This is a genomic window from Bacillus sp. FSL K6-1145 (assembly GCF_038003425.1).
GTDB classification, from domain to species: domain Bacteria; phylum Bacillota; class Bacilli; order Bacillales; family Bacillaceae; genus Bacillus; species Bacillus pumilus.
Window position 1 is genome coordinate 3,425,197 of record NZ_JBBOPC010000001.1, and the last position, 14,750, is coordinate 3,439,946.

General features: G+C 42.6%; 19 protein-coding genes. 10 read left to right on the forward strand and 9 right to left on the reverse strand.

The genetic code is table 11. The annotated features are described in order from the left end of the window. Positions 1 to 7 precede the first annotated feature (7 nt). On the reverse strand, positions 8 to 1,000 hold the full coding sequence (galE, locus tag MHH41_RS17435; protein WP_212045690.1) for a UDP-glucose 4-epimerase GalE: 993 nt from the start codon (positions 998 to 1,000) through the stop codon (positions 8 to 10). After that, the gene (locus MHH41_RS17440) at positions 1,000 to 2,178 is read right to left on the reverse strand and encodes a galactokinase (protein WP_373466141.1); all 1,179 of its coding nucleotides are present in this window, start codon (positions 2,176 to 2,178) and stop codon (positions 1,000 to 1,002) included. Before MHH41_RS17440 ends, galE begins: the two co-directional genes overlap by 1 nt. A 182-nt stretch (positions 2,179 to 2,360) precedes the next feature. Here MHH41_RS17440 and MHH41_RS17445 point away from each other — a divergent pair, with 182 nt between their 5' ends. Next, positions 2,361 to 3,206, forward strand: coding sequence for an AraC family transcriptional regulator (locus tag MHH41_RS17445; RefSeq protein ID WP_003214606.1), 846 nt, complete (start codon positions 2,361 to 2,363; stop codon positions 3,204 to 3,206). Between the two features lie 35 nt (positions 3,207 to 3,241). Here the strand turns inward: MHH41_RS17445 and MHH41_RS17450 are convergent, their stop codons facing one another. Then, positions 3,242 to 3,499 (reverse strand): hypothetical protein, encoded by a 258-nt coding sequence (locus tag MHH41_RS17450; RefSeq protein ID WP_003215318.1) that lies wholly within the window; start codon positions 3,497 to 3,499, stop codon positions 3,242 to 3,244. Positions 3,500 to 3,526: 27 nt separating this feature from the next. Further along, a complete protein-coding gene (locus tag MHH41_RS17455) occupies positions 3,527 to 3,910 on the reverse strand; it encodes a GtrA family protein (RefSeq protein WP_034620336.1) in 384 nt (127 codons plus the stop codon). A 455-nt stretch (positions 3,911 to 4,365) separates the two neighbouring features. Between MHH41_RS17455 and MHH41_RS17460 the strand changes: the two genes are divergently transcribed. From MHH41_RS17460 to MHH41_RS17485, 6 genes are all read left to right on the forward strand, one after another. Beyond that, positions 4,366 to 4,506, forward strand: a complete 141-nt coding sequence (locus MHH41_RS17460; RefSeq protein WP_003215413.1) for an anti-repressor SinI family protein — start codon at positions 4,366 to 4,368, stop codon at positions 4,504 to 4,506. 298 nt (positions 4,507 to 4,804) lie between these two features. Further along, entirely contained in the window at positions 4,805 to 5,494 is a 690-nt protein-coding gene (locus tag MHH41_RS17465; protein WP_050944517.1) for a class I SAM-dependent methyltransferase, read from the forward strand. After that, positions 5,487 to 6,155, forward strand: coding sequence for a glycosyltransferase family protein (locus MHH41_RS17470; RefSeq protein ID WP_340866600.1), 669 nt, complete (start codon positions 5,487 to 5,489; stop codon positions 6,153 to 6,155). The genes MHH41_RS17465 and MHH41_RS17470 overlap by 8 nt, the downstream gene beginning before the upstream one ends. Before the next feature lie 107 nt (positions 6,156 to 6,262). Next, positions 6,263 to 6,577, forward strand: coding sequence for a DUF485 domain-containing protein (locus MHH41_RS17475; protein ID WP_003215154.1), 315 nt, complete (start codon positions 6,263 to 6,265; stop codon positions 6,575 to 6,577). Beyond that, a complete protein-coding gene (locus MHH41_RS17480) occupies positions 6,574 to 8,115 on the forward strand; it encodes a solute symporter family protein (protein ID WP_003214799.1) in 1,542 nt (513 codons plus the stop codon). Before MHH41_RS17475 ends, MHH41_RS17480 begins: the two co-directional genes overlap by 4 nt. 346 nt (positions 8,116 to 8,461) lie before the next feature. Beyond that, positions 8,462 to 8,800 carry a DUF4288 domain-containing protein gene (locus MHH41_RS17485; protein WP_251190642.1) on the forward strand — a complete coding sequence of 113 codons (339 nt, stop codon included), beginning with the start codon at positions 8,462 to 8,464 and terminating at the stop codon, positions 8,798 to 8,800. Between the two features lie 29 nt (positions 8,801 to 8,829). Here MHH41_RS17485 and MHH41_RS17490 read toward each other — a convergent pair whose 3' ends face one another. From MHH41_RS17490 to cidR, 4 genes are all read right to left on the reverse strand, one after another. Next, positions 8,830 to 9,204, reverse strand: coding sequence for a nuclear transport factor 2 family protein (locus tag MHH41_RS17490; protein ID WP_060597556.1), 375 nt, complete (start codon positions 9,202 to 9,204; stop codon positions 8,830 to 8,832). Between the two features lie 134 nt (positions 9,205 to 9,338). Beyond that, positions 9,339 to 10,007 carry a thiamine phosphate synthase gene (gene thiE / locus MHH41_RS17495; RefSeq protein ID WP_106066009.1) on the reverse strand — a complete coding sequence of 223 codons (669 nt, stop codon included), beginning with the start codon at positions 10,005 to 10,007 and terminating at the stop codon, positions 9,339 to 9,341. Continuing rightward, positions 9,994 to 10,818 carry a hydroxyethylthiazole kinase gene (thiM, locus tag MHH41_RS17500; RefSeq protein WP_284907484.1) on the reverse strand — a complete coding sequence of 275 codons (825 nt, stop codon included), beginning with the start codon at positions 10,816 to 10,818 and terminating at the stop codon, positions 9,994 to 9,996. Before thiM ends, thiE begins: the two co-directional genes overlap by 14 nt. Positions 10,819 to 10,835: 17 nt before the next feature. Beyond that, complete coding sequence (gene cidR / locus MHH41_RS17505) at positions 10,836 to 11,723, reverse strand: cidABC operon transcriptional activator CidR (protein ID WP_003214744.1); 888 nt, start codon at positions 11,721 to 11,723, stop codon at positions 10,836 to 10,838. Between the two features lie 165 nt (positions 11,724 to 11,888). Here cidR and MHH41_RS17510 point away from each other — a divergent pair, with 165 nt between their 5' ends. Both MHH41_RS17510 and MHH41_RS17515 read left to right on the forward strand, forming a co-directional pair. Beyond that, the gene (locus tag MHH41_RS17510; protein WP_003215226.1) at positions 11,889 to 12,272 is read left to right on the forward strand and encodes a CidA/LrgA family holin-like protein; all 384 of its coding nucleotides are present in this window, start codon (positions 11,889 to 11,891) and stop codon (positions 12,270 to 12,272) included. Further along, complete coding sequence (locus tag MHH41_RS17515) at positions 12,266 to 12,946, forward strand: CidB/LrgB family autolysis modulator (RefSeq protein ID WP_050944523.1); 681 nt, start codon at positions 12,266 to 12,268, stop codon at positions 12,944 to 12,946. The genes MHH41_RS17510 and MHH41_RS17515 overlap by 7 nt, the downstream gene beginning before the upstream one ends. Positions 12,947 to 12,983: 37 nt before the next feature. On the opposite strand, the gene MHH41_RS17520 is transcribed toward MHH41_RS17515, so the two are convergent. Then, on the reverse strand, positions 12,984 to 14,165 hold the full coding sequence (locus MHH41_RS17520; protein WP_340866601.1) for a class I SAM-dependent rRNA methyltransferase: 1,182 nt from the start codon (positions 14,163 to 14,165) through the stop codon (positions 12,984 to 12,986). 118 nt (positions 14,166 to 14,283) lie between these two features. Here MHH41_RS17520 and MHH41_RS17525 point away from each other — a divergent pair, with 118 nt between their 5' ends. Next, the gene (locus MHH41_RS17525) at positions 14,284 to 14,667 is read left to right on the forward strand and encodes a VOC family protein (RefSeq protein WP_003214664.1); all 384 of its coding nucleotides are present in this window, start codon (positions 14,284 to 14,286) and stop codon (positions 14,665 to 14,667) included. Positions 14,668 to 14,750: the final 83 nt, after the last annotated feature.

A 14,750-nucleotide genomic window follows, 5' to 3' on the forward strand; every position in this document is an offset into this window, starting at 1 on the left:
TTACGTTTTATTCACTTTGGTAGCCATCTGGATGCTTCTGAAACCAATCCCACGCACTCTGAATGATCGTGTGAAGGTCAGCATATTGAGGTGTCCATCCCAATTCTTGCAGTGCTTTTTCAGAAGAAGCAATCAGCTTTGCTGGATCTCCCGCGCGCCTTTTTGCCACTTGTGCAGGGATGGCATGCCCGGTGACTTTTCTGACGGCTTCTACGACCTGCTTCACGGAGAACCCTGTTCCATTCCCTAAATTGTAGGTCGCACTGCCTTTTCCAGCACGCAGCCGGTCAACAGCTAAGATGTGTGCCTCTACTAAATCCATCACATGAATGTAATCTCTAATACACGTGCCATCCTCTGTCTCATAATCATCACCGTAAATCATGATTTGATCCCGTTTTCCTAAAGCAACTTGCAGAATAATTGGAATGAGATGCGTCTCAGGCTGATGATCCTCTCCGACAAGTCCTTCTGTATGGGCACCAGCTACATTAAAGTAGCGAAGTACTACGTATTCTATTCCATACGCTTGCTCAGACCACTTCAGCATTTTTTCAATGGCTAGTTTCGTTTCTCCATAAGGATTCGTTGGGTTCGTTTCATCCGTTTCAACGATCGGCACCCGCTTCGGTTCACCGTATGCAGCAGCAGTGGAAGAAAAGACGATGAGTTTCACATCAAATTCATTCATGACTTGTAGTAAAGTAGTTGCTCCGCCGACGTTGTTGTTATAGTACTTAAGCGGGTCTGTTACACTCTCCCCAACAAGTGAATCTGCCGCAAAGTGCATGACCGCTTCTATTTGATGCCTTTTGAACACCTGTCTTAAAAAGGCGTGATCTCGTAAATCACCCTCCTCTAAGACAGCTCCTTCCAAAACAGCTTCTTTGTGGCCTGTCTGCAAATTATCCACTACCACTACTCGTTCGCCTTTCGCTAAAAGAGCCGCCACCGCATGACTGCCTATGTATCCTGCTCCTCCACAAACTAAAATTGTCATCACACTTCCCCCTTTGTGAGTTCTCTTGCGCCGCCTCCAATTCCAGCTGTGTAAAAAGAGGCTTGAATCCCTGTTTTCTCTTGATATATCGCACCAGTTTCTTCTATAAATGAATCTAGCAGCTCTTCTTTCACGATGCTGATCGTACATCCGCCAAAGCCTGCACCTGTCATACGGGAGCCAATCGTCCCCGGGTGCCGCCAAGCTGCTTCAGCCAGTGCATCTAGTTCAAGTCCTGTTACTTCATAATCATTCTTTAAAGAAAGATGAGAAGCCTTCATGAGCCCACCTAGTTCTTCCATTTTATCATCTTTCAGAAAATTTACTGCTTTCATCGTCCGCTCGTTTTCCGTCACGACATGTCTTGCTCGTTTGCGGCAGACGTCATCTTCAATCAAGTGGGCAACCCTCGCAAATTCATCCGCAGTGAGCTCACATAAGTGGGCAATGTCGTTTTCTTTCTGAAGATCATTTAAAGCGGATTGACACTCTGCCCGGCGCTCATTGTATTTGGAATCAGCCAGTGTCCGTTTTTTGTTTGTATTGGCGATGACAAGCGCAAGTCCCTCTTGCCGAAACGGACTATATTCAAAGGCAAGGGTGTCACAATTGAGCAAAATGGCGTGATCTTCTTTTCCAAGGGCAATCGAAAACTGATCCATGATCCCGCAATTGACACCAATAAATTCATTCTCTGCACGCTGTGAAAGGAGGGCAAGTTGGACATTTGAAACGCTGAATGAATGCCATTCATTGATGAGAACAGCGGTAACAAGCTCAATGGAGGCAGAGGAAGACAGGCCTGCACCATTTGGAATATTGCCACTGTACACAATGTCAAAGCCTTCTTCTATCTTCATTCCTGCTTCGATAAACTGTTTGAACACACCCTTCGGATAATTTGCCCAGCCGTCCGATTCTACGTAAGCGATTTCAAAAAGATTGAATTCTTTCACACCATCGCGATCAAAGTTCAAGGAATACATTCTCACGCGGCCATCTGACCGCTTCGCACAAGCAGCATACGTCCCGAGAGTAAGCGCGCATGGAAACACATGTCCTCCATTGTAATCTGTATGTTCACCAATCAAGTTCACTCTTCCTGGGGCAAAAAAGTAGCGAAGTTCTTCTCTATCTCCAAATTGCTGGTGAAATGCCGCGCGTAACGTATCGATCATATCCATTCCCCTTTTCTCTTCTGATACTTTTTATTTTAGTTGTCCCATCAGCATCAGTTCAATGGTAAAAAAATCGTTAAAAAATACCCTTTTTTTGCTGTGAATGGTACGATGTGATATGAGGTGTAACATGATTCTAAATAGAAAAAGGTTGTTTTTTGCTGTGAAGGAGGGTTTCCAATTTGAAGAAAGAAGCATTTGCATTTCGTTTTCACCATTCTGATGTGACATTGCCAGCACAAATCTGGTCTGTTGGCTGGGAAGTTCAATCTTCTTCGTTATATAGCTGGAATGGCGTGGAGCGGAAGGATCAGGGCAAGTGCATCTTTCAGCTCACACTGTCTGGACATGGCATGATTGAAATCGGAGAGAAACGTTTCAAAGTATTGCCGGGTCAGGCCTTTCTCGTGAAAAGCCCAAGTGCCTACCAATATTATTTTCCAGAAGACAGTGAGCATTGGGAATTTCTTTATTTAACGCTTTACGGGGAAGCCTGCGATCTTTGCTTTGACCAATTTATTGACCAAGGAAAGCAGGTCATGCGTTTTCATCCGAATTCCAGACCTATCCGCCTGCTCAAGACCATTTATGATGAAGCCAGTGAAAGACGGATTACCAATCCATTTGAGGGGTCTAGCCTTGCTTATCAATTTGTCATGGAACTGTATTCATATTTGCCAAAGCTTGAGGGACAAATGGAGAAATGGCCCGAGCCTATCGTTCAAGCGGCATTGTTTGCCAGCCATCATTTTCACGAGGAAATTGGCCCGGACGATATGGCAGCTGCGGCACGTTTATCCAAAAGTCATTTTACGAGGGAATTCAAAAAGGCCACTGGCTTCACACCTATTCACTATCTAACCAATATTCGGTTAGAAAAGGCGGAAACGTTATTGAAAACAACAAAATACTCGATTGAAGAAATCGCCATACAGTGCGGCTACAGAAATGCGAATTACTTGAATAAAGTCTTTCGAAAGAAAATCGGCATGTCTCCAAAGCAACTGCGGGAAACAAGCGATGCATAATAAAAAGCAGCCGCTTTCACAATTGGCTGCTTCTTTTACGCTTTCGTCAGGTCAACATGAATTCTCCCTTGTCTTAAAACAATGGTCATTTGCGTGTCAGGTGTCATTAAGTTTTCCAAAATGTCCGTTGCTGTTTGAAGCGCAATGTCCATTCGGTTGATCTTTTCCTTTTCTTGTTCCGAAAACGCTTCTGGATGTGCGGTCATTTCTTTGACTAGCCTCAGCACTTGTTCATGCTGCTTTTCTGTTTGCTGATATATGACATCATATAATTCGTCTGGCCTGCTGCTCATTTCATATCACCTATCTTTTTTCATGTGTTAAATCGCATCTTCTTTTGTTTTCTTGAAGACGAACCATTTACTGGCGACATAATTCACGACCACAATCACAAAGTTGACAAGAATTTTTGCGACAGTTTCATTGAGCGCCATTTGGGTCACAAATAAAATCATCAGCCCTAGATCTACACCTAGAGACATGAGACGAACACTAAAAAATGAAGAAAGCTCACGCATAAGGCTTTTCGTATCACGGGCCTTTTGCTTGAAGACATACTTCTTATTGGTGATATAAGCAAAGAGAACAGCAAATACCCATGAAACAACTGTAGCTGTTTTATAATCCATGGAAAACATCTCAACGAATAAGTAGAAGCTGACTATGTTGACGATGGTTGTACACACACCCATCACAAGATACATGACAACTTCTTGATACTTTTGAAAAAGGCTATACATGTCTTTCTTCATTCCTTCTTGGTGGTTTCTGTTTCTTTTAGAATACCATCTTGAGAAGAACTTCCCAAACGAACAATATGTACGTCCTGCACAGATGAAATTTGTTCTACTCGATGGCATATGTCACCTAATTGGTTTATATAAGCCAAATGTTTTAGGTCTTTTTCATTATTTTAATTTATAATCTTTTAACTGACTTTACAATTGTTTATTATTAGAAGTAAGAAATCAATATTTATGGGTTTTTTAGTCATTTTTTTAGGAACGTGGTAGGTGATAGATTTTACAAAATAGGTTAAATGTCATCATTTTTCGACAAAATCTATTTTGCGCTGTTTTCATCCACACGTACAGTTACTAGACGGTTTGTTCAAGTCATTGGTTGCAGATGAATATGTCTTATTGAACTGGAGGATATTATGGATACGCAAGTGAAAAGAAGAGTTGACGAAGAGTGGGTTTATTTGATTCAGGAAGCGAAAAAAATTGGACTAGCCATCGAAGAAATACAAGCTTTTTTAACATCCAACGGTGATCAGAAGATGATAAACAAACCGTAAATCAACGCCGTTATCCTTTGTCTTTCAGACTGCTTTGGCTAAAAGTTCTGACTTGTCAATTGACCTTTTAAAAATCCTTTCATGACGATACGCTACAGTAGAACACCCCTTCATACCAATCCCTTCCACTCATGGGGTTCTGTCTTTCTATATTAGGAGGACAGTCCGTTTCCCGTTCTTTATATGATCCCTTTTTAGCCGCCATTCATAAAAATTGTTCTTCTCTCGTTATAAAACCAAGCTCCCCACCCATATATTAAGCATGAAAACAATGAGAAAGCAGAAAGGTGGGTAGAGCGTGAGTTCAGATTCCCTTTCCTATTATCACCAAAAAAAGGATCAGTATTATCATGGCGTGAACCCGGTCATTGTCAGCCGTATTCGTGAGGAATGGACGTCTTTATTGGATATCGGATGCGGCACAGGCAAGCTTGGAAAAGTCCTGAAACAAAAGGGCCGGACCATTTATGGAATTGAATCGTTTGAGAATGCAGCAAAAGAGGCTGAGCAAGAGCTAGATCATGTGCTATGCGGAAATATTGAACAGATGACGCTCCCTTACGAACAGGAACAATTTGACTGCATTATATTTGGAGATGTCCTTGAACATTTATTGGACCCGTGGGCCGTTTTAAAGAAGGTCAAACCTTTCCTTAAAAAAGAAGGAGCCATCCTGTCATCCATTCCAAATATCGGTCACATATCAACCGTTTTAGAATTATTAGCCGGCAGATTCACTTATACAGATGCAGGATTAATGGATCAAACTCATTTACGTTTCTTCACTCTTCATGAAATTCATGCACTGTTTCATTCAGCAGGCTTTCGTATTCGCGAACTCGAAACCATTCGCGTACAGCATCCTACCTACGCGAGCGTGATGAGTGATTTACATGAATTACTCATGAAGCATGGCATTCGTTCAGATTTTCATGAGGCCGCTACCGCCTATCAGTATGTGGTTGAGGCGGTTCAGCTTCATGAGTAACCCCACCATCCTGTTTGTTTTATGTGTAAATGATGAGTCTATGTTTCAGGCTTGCTTTCGGCAGCTCGCTTCACTTCCTGCTCCCCATGGATATCATGTGGAGGTTTTGCCGATTAGACATGCATCCAGTATGACCTCTGCTTATAATGAAGCCATCACTCATCCAGCTCAGTTTAAAATTTATCTTCATCAAGACACCTTGATTGTCAAACAGCATATGCTGCTTGAGTTGATCCCGCTTTTTTTACAGCATCCATCACTTGGGATGATTGGGGTCATAGGTGCAGAAAGCGTGCCTGACAATGGGATCTGGTGGGAAAGTTCTGATTGCAGGGGGAAAGTCATTGAATATCGTCACGACACCTATCAGCTGCTTTCGTTTGAAAGTGGTCGTCAACAGGCAGAAACGCAAGATTATATGAACGCTTCGGCGATTGATGGTCTTTTCATGGCGACGCAATATGATGTGAAGTGGCGTGAGGACCTCTTTGATGGCTTTCATTTTTATGATGTTTCGCAATCCTTTGAATTCATGCAACAGGGCTATGAGGTTGGCATTGCGAAACAAGAAGAGCCTTGGTGCATCCACAAATGCGGAGATCATTTTGATGCGAAAGCATATGAAAAAGCGAGACAAACATTTCTTGCAAATTATCGATAGAAAGCACCCTTTTTGGGTGCCTTTTTTATGATATACTGTCATAAACAGCCAGATCGTCTCATATGCATTGGAGTACCTTGTCCCTAATTCGTACAAAGGAGGAAACAATGGCAGACAAAAAAGTTCATTATAAGAAGGTTGCCGCTTCAGAGGATTTTCGAAAACTTCTCGAGGAAAAACGCAGATTTATCGTACCGATGACGATTTTCTTTTTTCTCTTTTACTTTTCACTTCCGGTTGCTACATCCTACTTCACCTTTTTGAACACGCCGGCAATTGGCGCGATCTCATGGGCGTGGTTATTCGCCCTCACACAATTTGTGATGACCTGGGTATTATGTGGACTTTATGCGAGGAAAGCAGCTCAGTTCGACAAATATGTAAGCGCTTTAAAAATTGAATCAAGAGGTGATGACGAATGAGCATGACCGCTTTTATTTTATTCATAGCGATCGTAGGGCTCACATTGGTCATCACGTATTTTGCTGCGAAAAAAACGAGCAATGCGAGCGATTTTTACACAGCAGGCGGAGGTCTGACTGGGTTTCAGAACGGCCTTGCCATCGCCGGGGACTATATGTCTGCCGCTTCATTTTTAGGGATCGCTGGAATGATCGCTTTAAATGGATTTGACGGCTTTTTCTATAGCATTGGCTTTCTAGTGGCGTATCTTGTCGTTCTTTACGTTGTGGCCGAACCGCTTCGAAATCTAGGAAAATATACGATGGCCGATATGATTGCTGCACGATTTAAGCGTCCTGCCATTCGAGGAGTTGCTGCGTTTAACACAATCACAGTCTCTACTTTTTATATGATTGCACAGCTTGTTGGGGCAGGTGCATTAATCAAGCTGCTTCTTGGCATTGATTACTGGATTGCGGTACTGATCGTCGGTGTCTTGATGACCATTTATGTCGTGTTTGGTGGCATGATCGCAACCAGCTGGGTACAGATTACAAAGGCTGTACTTCTCATGCTTGGGACACTGATTATTTCACTGCTTGTATTTGCAAAGTTTGATTTTAGCCTGCTGAAGATGTTTGAGGAGATGAAAACAGCGACCCCGCTCGGTGGGGCATTTCTTCACCCGGGAAATAAATATGATGTGCCTTTAGAGACCCTGTCTTTGAACCTTGCTCTAGTGCTTGGGACAGCAGGTTTGCCGCACATTTTGATCCGGTTTTATACGGTGAAGGATGCCATTTCTGCGCGTAAATCTGTTCTATCCGCTACGTGGATCATCGGTATTTTTTATCTAATGACAGTTTTCCTTGGCTTCGGTGCTGCTGCCTTTGTTGGAACAGAAGCGATCACAGCAGCAGATGCAGCCGGAAATATGGCCGCTCCACTGCTCGCCCAAGCCCTTGGAGGAGATTTGCTATTTGCCTTTGTTTCCGCTATTGCCTTTGCGACCATTTTGGCGGTGGTAACTGGTCTCGTCCTATCCGCCGCGTCTGCCTTTGCGCATGACTTTTATAGTCAGATCATCCGCAAAGGGAAAGCGAGTGAACGGGAACAGGTAAAAGCGGCACGCTTTGCTTCCATCGGCGTGGCCATTCTTTCTATCATTCTCGCATTATTTGCCCAATCGTTAAACGTTGCTTTCCTTGTGTCACTTGCCTTCGCAGTGGCAGCAAGTGCAAATTTACCATTGATTATCTTCACTGTCTTTTGGAAACGATTTAATTCTACGGGTGCCATTGCAGGGAGCTTAGTAGGACTGCTGAGCGCACTGATTATCGTCTCGCTCAGCCCAAGCGTCTGGGACCCATCGGGAGCAGCCATCTTTACAGGAGACCCGCTCATCCCGCTGTCGAACCCTGGAATTATCTCGATCCCGCTTGGATTCCTTGCCGCTTACTTAGGCACGATCTTCTCCTCTGAAAAAGCAGATGAAGACACCTTTACGGAAATACAAGTAAAGGCACATACAGGGATGCATATGGATACTGATTCATAAGGAAGAGCCGGCTGATGAGCCGGCTTTTTGTGTTCTTCTCAAAAACAAGTTTCAGTAAGGTATAAATTGACCTTTTAACTTATTTTTATACTTCTCTAATCTGGCAAACCTTCTACGTGTGATCAAAGAGCAGCATGTGACGAGGATCAACAAAATTTCATGCTCTTCCCCTCTATTATCAATCACACTTTTCATCCCTATCACCTCCTTTTTATGTGTGTTCAAACATCCTCCTACACAACATCATTCATATGTTATCATTTTATACACATACTGGAAATCATTTCACATGTTGAGAAACTCTCATTTGAACAAAAAAAACTGCAAGAAAGAAGTGACATTACTTATGCGTCAAATATATGCTGCCAAGTTATTATTCGAATCCATCTCATCACCAAGCAGTATGCCCGATAAAATATTTGAAGAACGAATCATTTTGGTGCGAGCAAAAAACCATTGTAAAGTAAAGGATATCATCCAAAAAAGCTTTCCAGAAGAAACCTTTGATAATGCTGAAGGCGGACAAACGACCATAAAATTAGCAGCCATATTAGATGTCTTTGAGCTTGTAGATGACTTAGATCAAGAACCACTGCATTTAAGTGAGGTGTACAGCCGCCACCTTATTTTTGATAAAGAAACATCGGCGAAAGAAGCCATTGAGGCATATTCTTTAGACAAATAAAAAAGCCAGCTGATGAGCCGGCTTTTTATTTAATAGCGCTGAAATAACTCTGGATTTTTCGGAACGTTTTCTAAATAAACGATTTTTCCTTTGTCGTCCAGTTCTGCAATATCAATTCCTTCTGCTGTATAAACACGGCCATCCGAAAGTTTTCCACAAACGGCCCAGTTGGTTTCATACTTTCCGTCTTCTCTTTTTTTCCATCCATCCCACATATGCTTGATGTCTTCATGCACGTGGAAAAATGTGTTTAAAAACTGTGTAAACGCTTGGATCCCAGGCTTCTCTGCACCATTTAAGACAATCATGACATCGTCAGAAAACAATGCGAGCAATTCATCCATTTGCTCCTGCCCTTTTCCAGCTTCATCGTAGCGGCGAAAATACGTATCGAGCACTTCCATTGTTCATTCTCCTTTATTTACCTGTCATTTCGACAATAATCGAACAATTTGATTGTACACAATTGTTTCTCACCTGTCTATTTTCCCCGAAATCAGAAAAGACATGAATTGAGTCAATCCATGTCTCCTCCAGATTAAAGTGATACTTTTTCTGATGCAACAAGTGCTTTCAATTCTTCTGCTGCTTTTTTAGGATCAGCGCTCTGGCTAATGGCGCTGATGATGCTAATACCATCTGCCCCTGCTTGTATGACTGGTGCTGCATTGCCATATGTGATACCCCCGATGCCAACAATCGGAATATGAAGACCATGATGACGCACTTCAGTGATCAATGATACTCCCTGGACACTGCGTGTATCCTTTTTCGTTTCTGTTGGATAAACTGGACCCATGCCGACATAATCTGCGCCGTCCTTCATGGCTTGTTTCACTTCATCTAGGTTATGCGTAGACACGCCTAATATTTTATTCCCGATTTTTTGTCTAACGTCTTCTGCATTTGTATCTTCCTGGCCAACATGTACGCCATCTGCATCAAGATCTATCGCTAGCTGCACATCATCATTTACAATAAAAGGAACATTCGCTTCTTGGCAAAGTACTTGAAGTTGGCGAGCCAATTGTTTTTTCTCTTCTCCTTGCAAGGCCCCCTCGCCCTTTTCTCGAAATTGAAACATGGTGATCCCGCCTTGAATCGCCTCTTTCAAAACATCAAGCGGTTGCCGGCTTGTATTCGCTGTTCCCATAATAAAATAAACCGATAATTGCTGTTTGATTTGCTGTTGATCAGCCTTTGTCATGTGACATTCCCCCTATTTTCCCTATCGACAACACATCATCGCCAGTTGTGTGTGAGAGTGCATTGAGCAATTCCATTTGAAACGTACCTGGCCCTTTATTCTGGGTGTACTGAGCTGCCTTTTCAGCTGCGACACCATAAAATAATAGAGCAGCTGCCGACGCGTGAAGCGGCCTTTCACCTACTGCACAAAATGCCCCGATGACAGACGTCAGTAAACAGCCGGTTCCCGTCACCTTGGTGAGCCATTCATGTCCATTATGAATAGACAACACGTCCTCTCCATTTGAAACTACATCGACTTCCCCTGTGATCACCACAACTGTCTGAAGTGTCCTCGCTGCTTGTTTGACTAGTGCCGATACATCTCCGTTCGCTGCTTTCGCATCCACGCCTTTTGACTCCCAGCCATCCACTTCAAGTAAATGAGCAATTTCTGCAGCGTTCCCTCTGACAACTGTCATGTTCACTTGCTCTAACAGCTGTTTTGCCGCTTTCATTCGAAACGCCGTCGCACCAACGCCGACAGGATCTAATAGAACAGGTATCCCCTTTTTATTGGCAGATTGTCCAGCCAGAATCATGGCCTCCACCGTCTCCTTGGTCAGTGTGCCAATGTTCAGCACAAGCGCATCGGCTAATTGCGCCATTTCAGCCACTTCTTCTTTGGCATTTGCCATGACCGGCGAAGCGCCTAAAGCAAGCAGACCATTTGCTGTAAAGTTCGTCACGACTTGATTGGTGATATTATGAACAAGTGGATTTTCCGCTCGAACCTTTTCCAATAAATGAGATGCGATGCTTGTTTTCATCCGTATCGTCCTCCCTTTTACTCTGCTCCCCATACATAGGATTTCGTATGCTTTAACCATTCTCTTGCCGCAAACGACAAATAGCGATCCTTTCGCCAAATGACTCCTAAATGCCATGGGATCGACGTATTTAAGGAAATGACTTTCACCTTTTCAGGATCAAGATCACGGCAGATCCGCTCAGGCAGAAGGCCAATTCCCAAGTTCTCGGCTACCATCTCACTAATGAAATCCCATTGAGACGTTTCATAAATGACATTGGGCCGGAAGCCCGCATTCATACATTCATTCAATATCCGGCTATGCAGAACAAAGTCTTCTCGAAAGAAAATAAAGGACTCTTCCTTTAAATCAGCTAAATCAACCTTATCTCGACCTGCCATCGGATGTGATGGATGCGTCACGAGCTTCATGTCCTCTTTAATAATGGTGTACGTATGAAAGATTTTATCATTTGCAGGCAGAACAATGACACCAATATCTAACGAACCATCTTCGACCCCTTCCTCTACTTTAATAGAGCCGTGCTCCACTAATTGAAATGTGACATCAGGATACTGCTGACGAAATTCCCCCATGACATTCGGGAAAAAACTCGATCCAATCATCGGCGGCAGCCCGATGCGAATATGCCCTTTTTTGACATTCATTAGATCATTTAGCTCGCTCGTTAAATTTTGAAATGATTGTGTGATTTCACTCGCCTGGGTATACATCGTTTGTCCAGCATCTGTCATTTCAACCTGCCGGCCATTCCGATAAAACAACTGCACCCCCAGCTCATCCTCGAGATTTTTGACCATCTTGGAAATGGTAGGCTGCGACACATAAAGAGATTGTGATGCTTTTGTGAAGCTTTTTAACCTCGCCACTTCTAAGAAATATGTTAAATGTCTAATGTCCACATGACTCACCCTTCCTATAGACAAAAGGAATACTAATTATTCGATATATGTATTTTACCTATAACTGAACGTGCTGTACACTTTAAAGTAAGCTAATCAATTGGAACGTTGTCATGTTTTTGTGAAACAGTGAACAATTTATATAGAAAAAGGAGTGAACAGAAAGTGAAATTGCTCAAAACGCCGCTGATTGCTGTCCTTCAGATTATGGCTTTGTTTGTTTTTGCGAAATTGATGAATGTGCTCGCGGCCTTTTTGCATTTAAGAATACCGGGTACGATTTTAGGCATTCTGGTCATTTTCTTATTACTTCATTTTAAAATCATTCAATTAAAATGGATTGAACTTGGTGCCGTATGGCTGCTCGGAGAACTGCTGCTATTCTTTATCCCATCAGCCGTTGGTGTCATTGATTATGGAACATTGATTTCTCAATCTGGTACAAGTATTGTCCTTGTCGTCTTACTGAGTACCTTTGTCGTCATGCTCTCGACTGGTATCATGACGCAAATGATTGCGAAAAGAAAGGAGCGGAAAAAGCTATGTTAGTTGGCGCACTATTTCTGATCTTAACGGTTCTTTTATATCTCGGATCAAAAGCGGTGTATAAACGGCATCCGAAGGTCTATGTCTCACCATTACTTGTGACACCGCTTGTCCTTGTCGTCTTTCTGTTAATCGTCAACATTCCTTACGATGCATACAATCAAGGCGGGAAATGGCTCACGAATATGCTTCAGCCTGCGACTGTTGCTTTTGCCATTCCTTTATATAAGTATTTTCACATTCTGAAGAAGCATGCAGTGGAAATTATTTTGAATGTGGCTTGCGGTTCTGTCATTGCGATTCTATCTACGGCATTTATCGCGAAGTTGTTTCATTTGGATACAGGCCTTATTGAAAGTCTTGTTCCAAGGTCGGTCACAACACCAGTGGCGATGAGTGTGTCAGAAATGATTGGCGGGATGCCGTCCGTTACGGCAGTATTCGTCATTTTAACCGCACTGTTTGGGTCAATCATCGGTCCAATGATCATTCGTTATTTCCGTATTGATAATGACATTGCCATGGGCGTCCTGCTTGGTACTGGGGCACACGGGGCAGGAACATCGAAGGCATTTGAAATGAGCTCCGTCTCAGGGACGATCTCAAGTGTGTCGATGATTCTTTCAGCCATCATTACATTATGTGCAGCACCTCTCCTCATGTCGTTTGCCTTATAAAAAAAGCCATTTCCTTTATCGGAAAATGGCTTTTTTCTTATGCTTGTATGAAGACAACCTTTAAATAATTTCCTTCTGGATAATTCTTCGTCGTACGGAAATCCTCAGGAAGTGTATATTCTTCAAGGATACGATAGGTTTGTCCTGATTCTTTAAAGGCCTGCGCAATAAATCCTTTGAATTTCTTCATACCAAATGCACTGCTATTCGTTGATGCCACAATGACGCCGTTCTCAGCTGTGATTTGGATAGCTTCTTTTAATAGCTTCTTATAATCCTTCGCCGCACTGAATGTGTGCTTTTTCGTGCGTGCAAAGGATGGCGGATCTAAGATGACAAGATCATAGGTCCATCCTTTTTTCGCAGCAAACGGAAAGTACTTAAAGACGTCCATGACTTTAATATCCTGCCCGTCCACAACTATATCGTTGACTTCAAACTGTTCAGATGTTTTTTTCAAACTGCGGTTTGCGACATCTACACTTGTCGTCCTGCTCGCTCCGCCAAGCGCTGCTGCCACGGAGAAAGCACCTGTGTAAGAAAATGTATTGAGCACGGTCTTTCCTTTTGCATAACGATCTCGAATTGCTTTTCTCACATGACGTTGATCAAGAAAAATGCCTGTCATCGCACCATCATTTAAGTAAACCGCTACGTTCATGCCATTTTCTTTCACGATGAGAGGAAATTGACCTTTCTCCCCTTTTACAAAATCATCATCTTCTATATACTGTCCCGACGTATCAAATCGTTTCTTTTCATAAATGCCTTTATAGTCTGGATATACATGCTCAAGTGCAGCCAATACTTCCGCCTTGAATGTATAAACTCCTTCGCTATACCACTGGATGAGATAGAAGCCGTCATAATGATCAATCGTGAGCCCGCCAATGCCATCTCCCTCTCCGTTGAACACACGGAAAGCAGTCGTCTGTGCATCATGAAATAAATGCGTTCTGCTTTTCGCTGCCTGCTCAAGCTTGGAGACAAAAAAGGCATGGTCTATTTTTTCGTTGGCATCAAAGGTGAGTGCCCAGCCGATCCCTTTATTTTGCACACCATAATATCCTTTTCCTAAAAAGGTGCCTCGCTCATCCACCCATTCAATCAGCTCGCCTTCTTTCATACCGTTTACATGCGATACAGCATCTTTAGAAATGAGCGGATATCCCTTTTTCACTTGTTCTGCAAATGTTTGTTTTAATGAGATTTTTTTCATTCGTGTCATCCTTATCCTAAATTGACTCTCTCTATCCTATCATATGAATGTATACGTTACTTCTATTATGATAAGATGAGGAGAAAAATATCAACACACCATAGAGGAGGCTCTTTTTTTGACGACATTACGATTAGATCATACAGGTATTATGGTTTCAAATATTGATACGTCCATTGATTTTTATGAAAAAGTCGTGGGCATGAAATTAAAGGATCGCATCACTCATACAAACGGAATCATTGAGCTTGCATTTCTCGGCTTTAAAGATGAGGCAGAAACGGAAATTGAGCTCATCCAAGGGTACAGCAGCGATCTGCCATCTGAAGGAAAGGTTCACCATCTTGCCTTTACAACTGACAATATTCATGCTGAATTCAATCGTATTCAAAAGCTGCAAATCGAATTAATTGATGAAGAAATTACGACGCTACCAAATGGATACTGCTACTTCTTTTTCAGAGGGCCAGACCAAGAATGGATCGAATTCTTCCAGCGCTAATATTTCCTAGGAAATGGGGCCAGTTCCCTTTAGGCTCCATAAAAGAAAAAGAGTAAGAGCATCCATATGCCCTTACTCTTTTT

What these genes read in the sequence shown, in the direction of transcription:
- MHH41_RS17490 (WP_060597556.1), bottom strand. Translation starts at nt 9,204, where the DNA reads ATGGAAGTGCTCGATACGTATTTTCGCCGCTACGATGAAGCTGGAAAA.
- MHH41_RS17480 (WP_003214799.1), top strand. Translation starts at nt 6,574, where the DNA reads ATGAGCATGACCGCTTTTATTTTATTCATAGCGATCGTAGGGCTCACA.
- galE (WP_212045690.1), bottom strand. Translation starts at nt 1,000, where the DNA reads ATGACAATTTTAGTTTGTGGAGGAGCAGGATACATAGGCAGTCATGCG.
- MHH41_RS17460 (WP_003215413.1), top strand. Translation starts at nt 4,366, where the DNA reads ATGGATACGCAAGTGAAAAGAAGAGTTGACGAAGAGTGGGTTTATTTG.
- MHH41_RS17440 (WP_373466141.1), bottom strand. Translation starts at nt 2,178, where the DNA reads ATGATCGATACGTTACGCGCGGCATTTCACCAGCAATTTGGAGATAGA.
- MHH41_RS17520 (WP_340866601.1), bottom strand. Translation starts at nt 14,165, where the DNA reads ATGAAAAAAATCTCATTAAAACAAACATTTGCAGAACAAGTGAAAAAG.
- MHH41_RS17455 (WP_034620336.1), bottom strand. Translation starts at nt 3,910, where the DNA reads ATGTATCTTGTGATGGGTGTGTGTACAACCATCGTCAACATAGTCAGC.
- MHH41_RS17485 (WP_251190642.1), top strand. Translation starts at nt 8,462, where the DNA reads ATGCGTCAAATATATGCTGCCAAGTTATTATTCGAATCCATCTCATCA.
- MHH41_RS17475 (WP_003215154.1), top strand. Translation starts at nt 6,263, where the DNA reads ATGGCAGACAAAAAAGTTCATTATAAGAAGGTTGCCGCTTCAGAGGAT.
- MHH41_RS17515 (WP_050944523.1), top strand. Translation starts at nt 12,266, where the DNA reads ATGTTAGTTGGCGCACTATTTCTGATCTTAACGGTTCTTTTATATCTC.
- thiM (WP_284907484.1), bottom strand. Translation starts at nt 10,818, where the DNA reads ATGAAAACAAGCATCGCATCTCATTTATTGGAAAAGGTTCGAGCGGAA.
- MHH41_RS17470 (WP_340866600.1), top strand. Translation starts at nt 5,487, where the DNA reads ATGAGTAACCCCACCATCCTGTTTGTTTTATGTGTAAATGATGAGTCT.
- thiE (WP_106066009.1), bottom strand. Translation starts at nt 10,007, where the DNA reads ATGACAAAGGCTGATCAACAGCAAATCAAACAGCAATTATCGGTTTAT.
- MHH41_RS17450 (WP_003215318.1), bottom strand. Translation starts at nt 3,499, where the DNA reads ATGAGCAGCAGGCCAGACGAATTATATGATGTCATATATCAGCAAACA.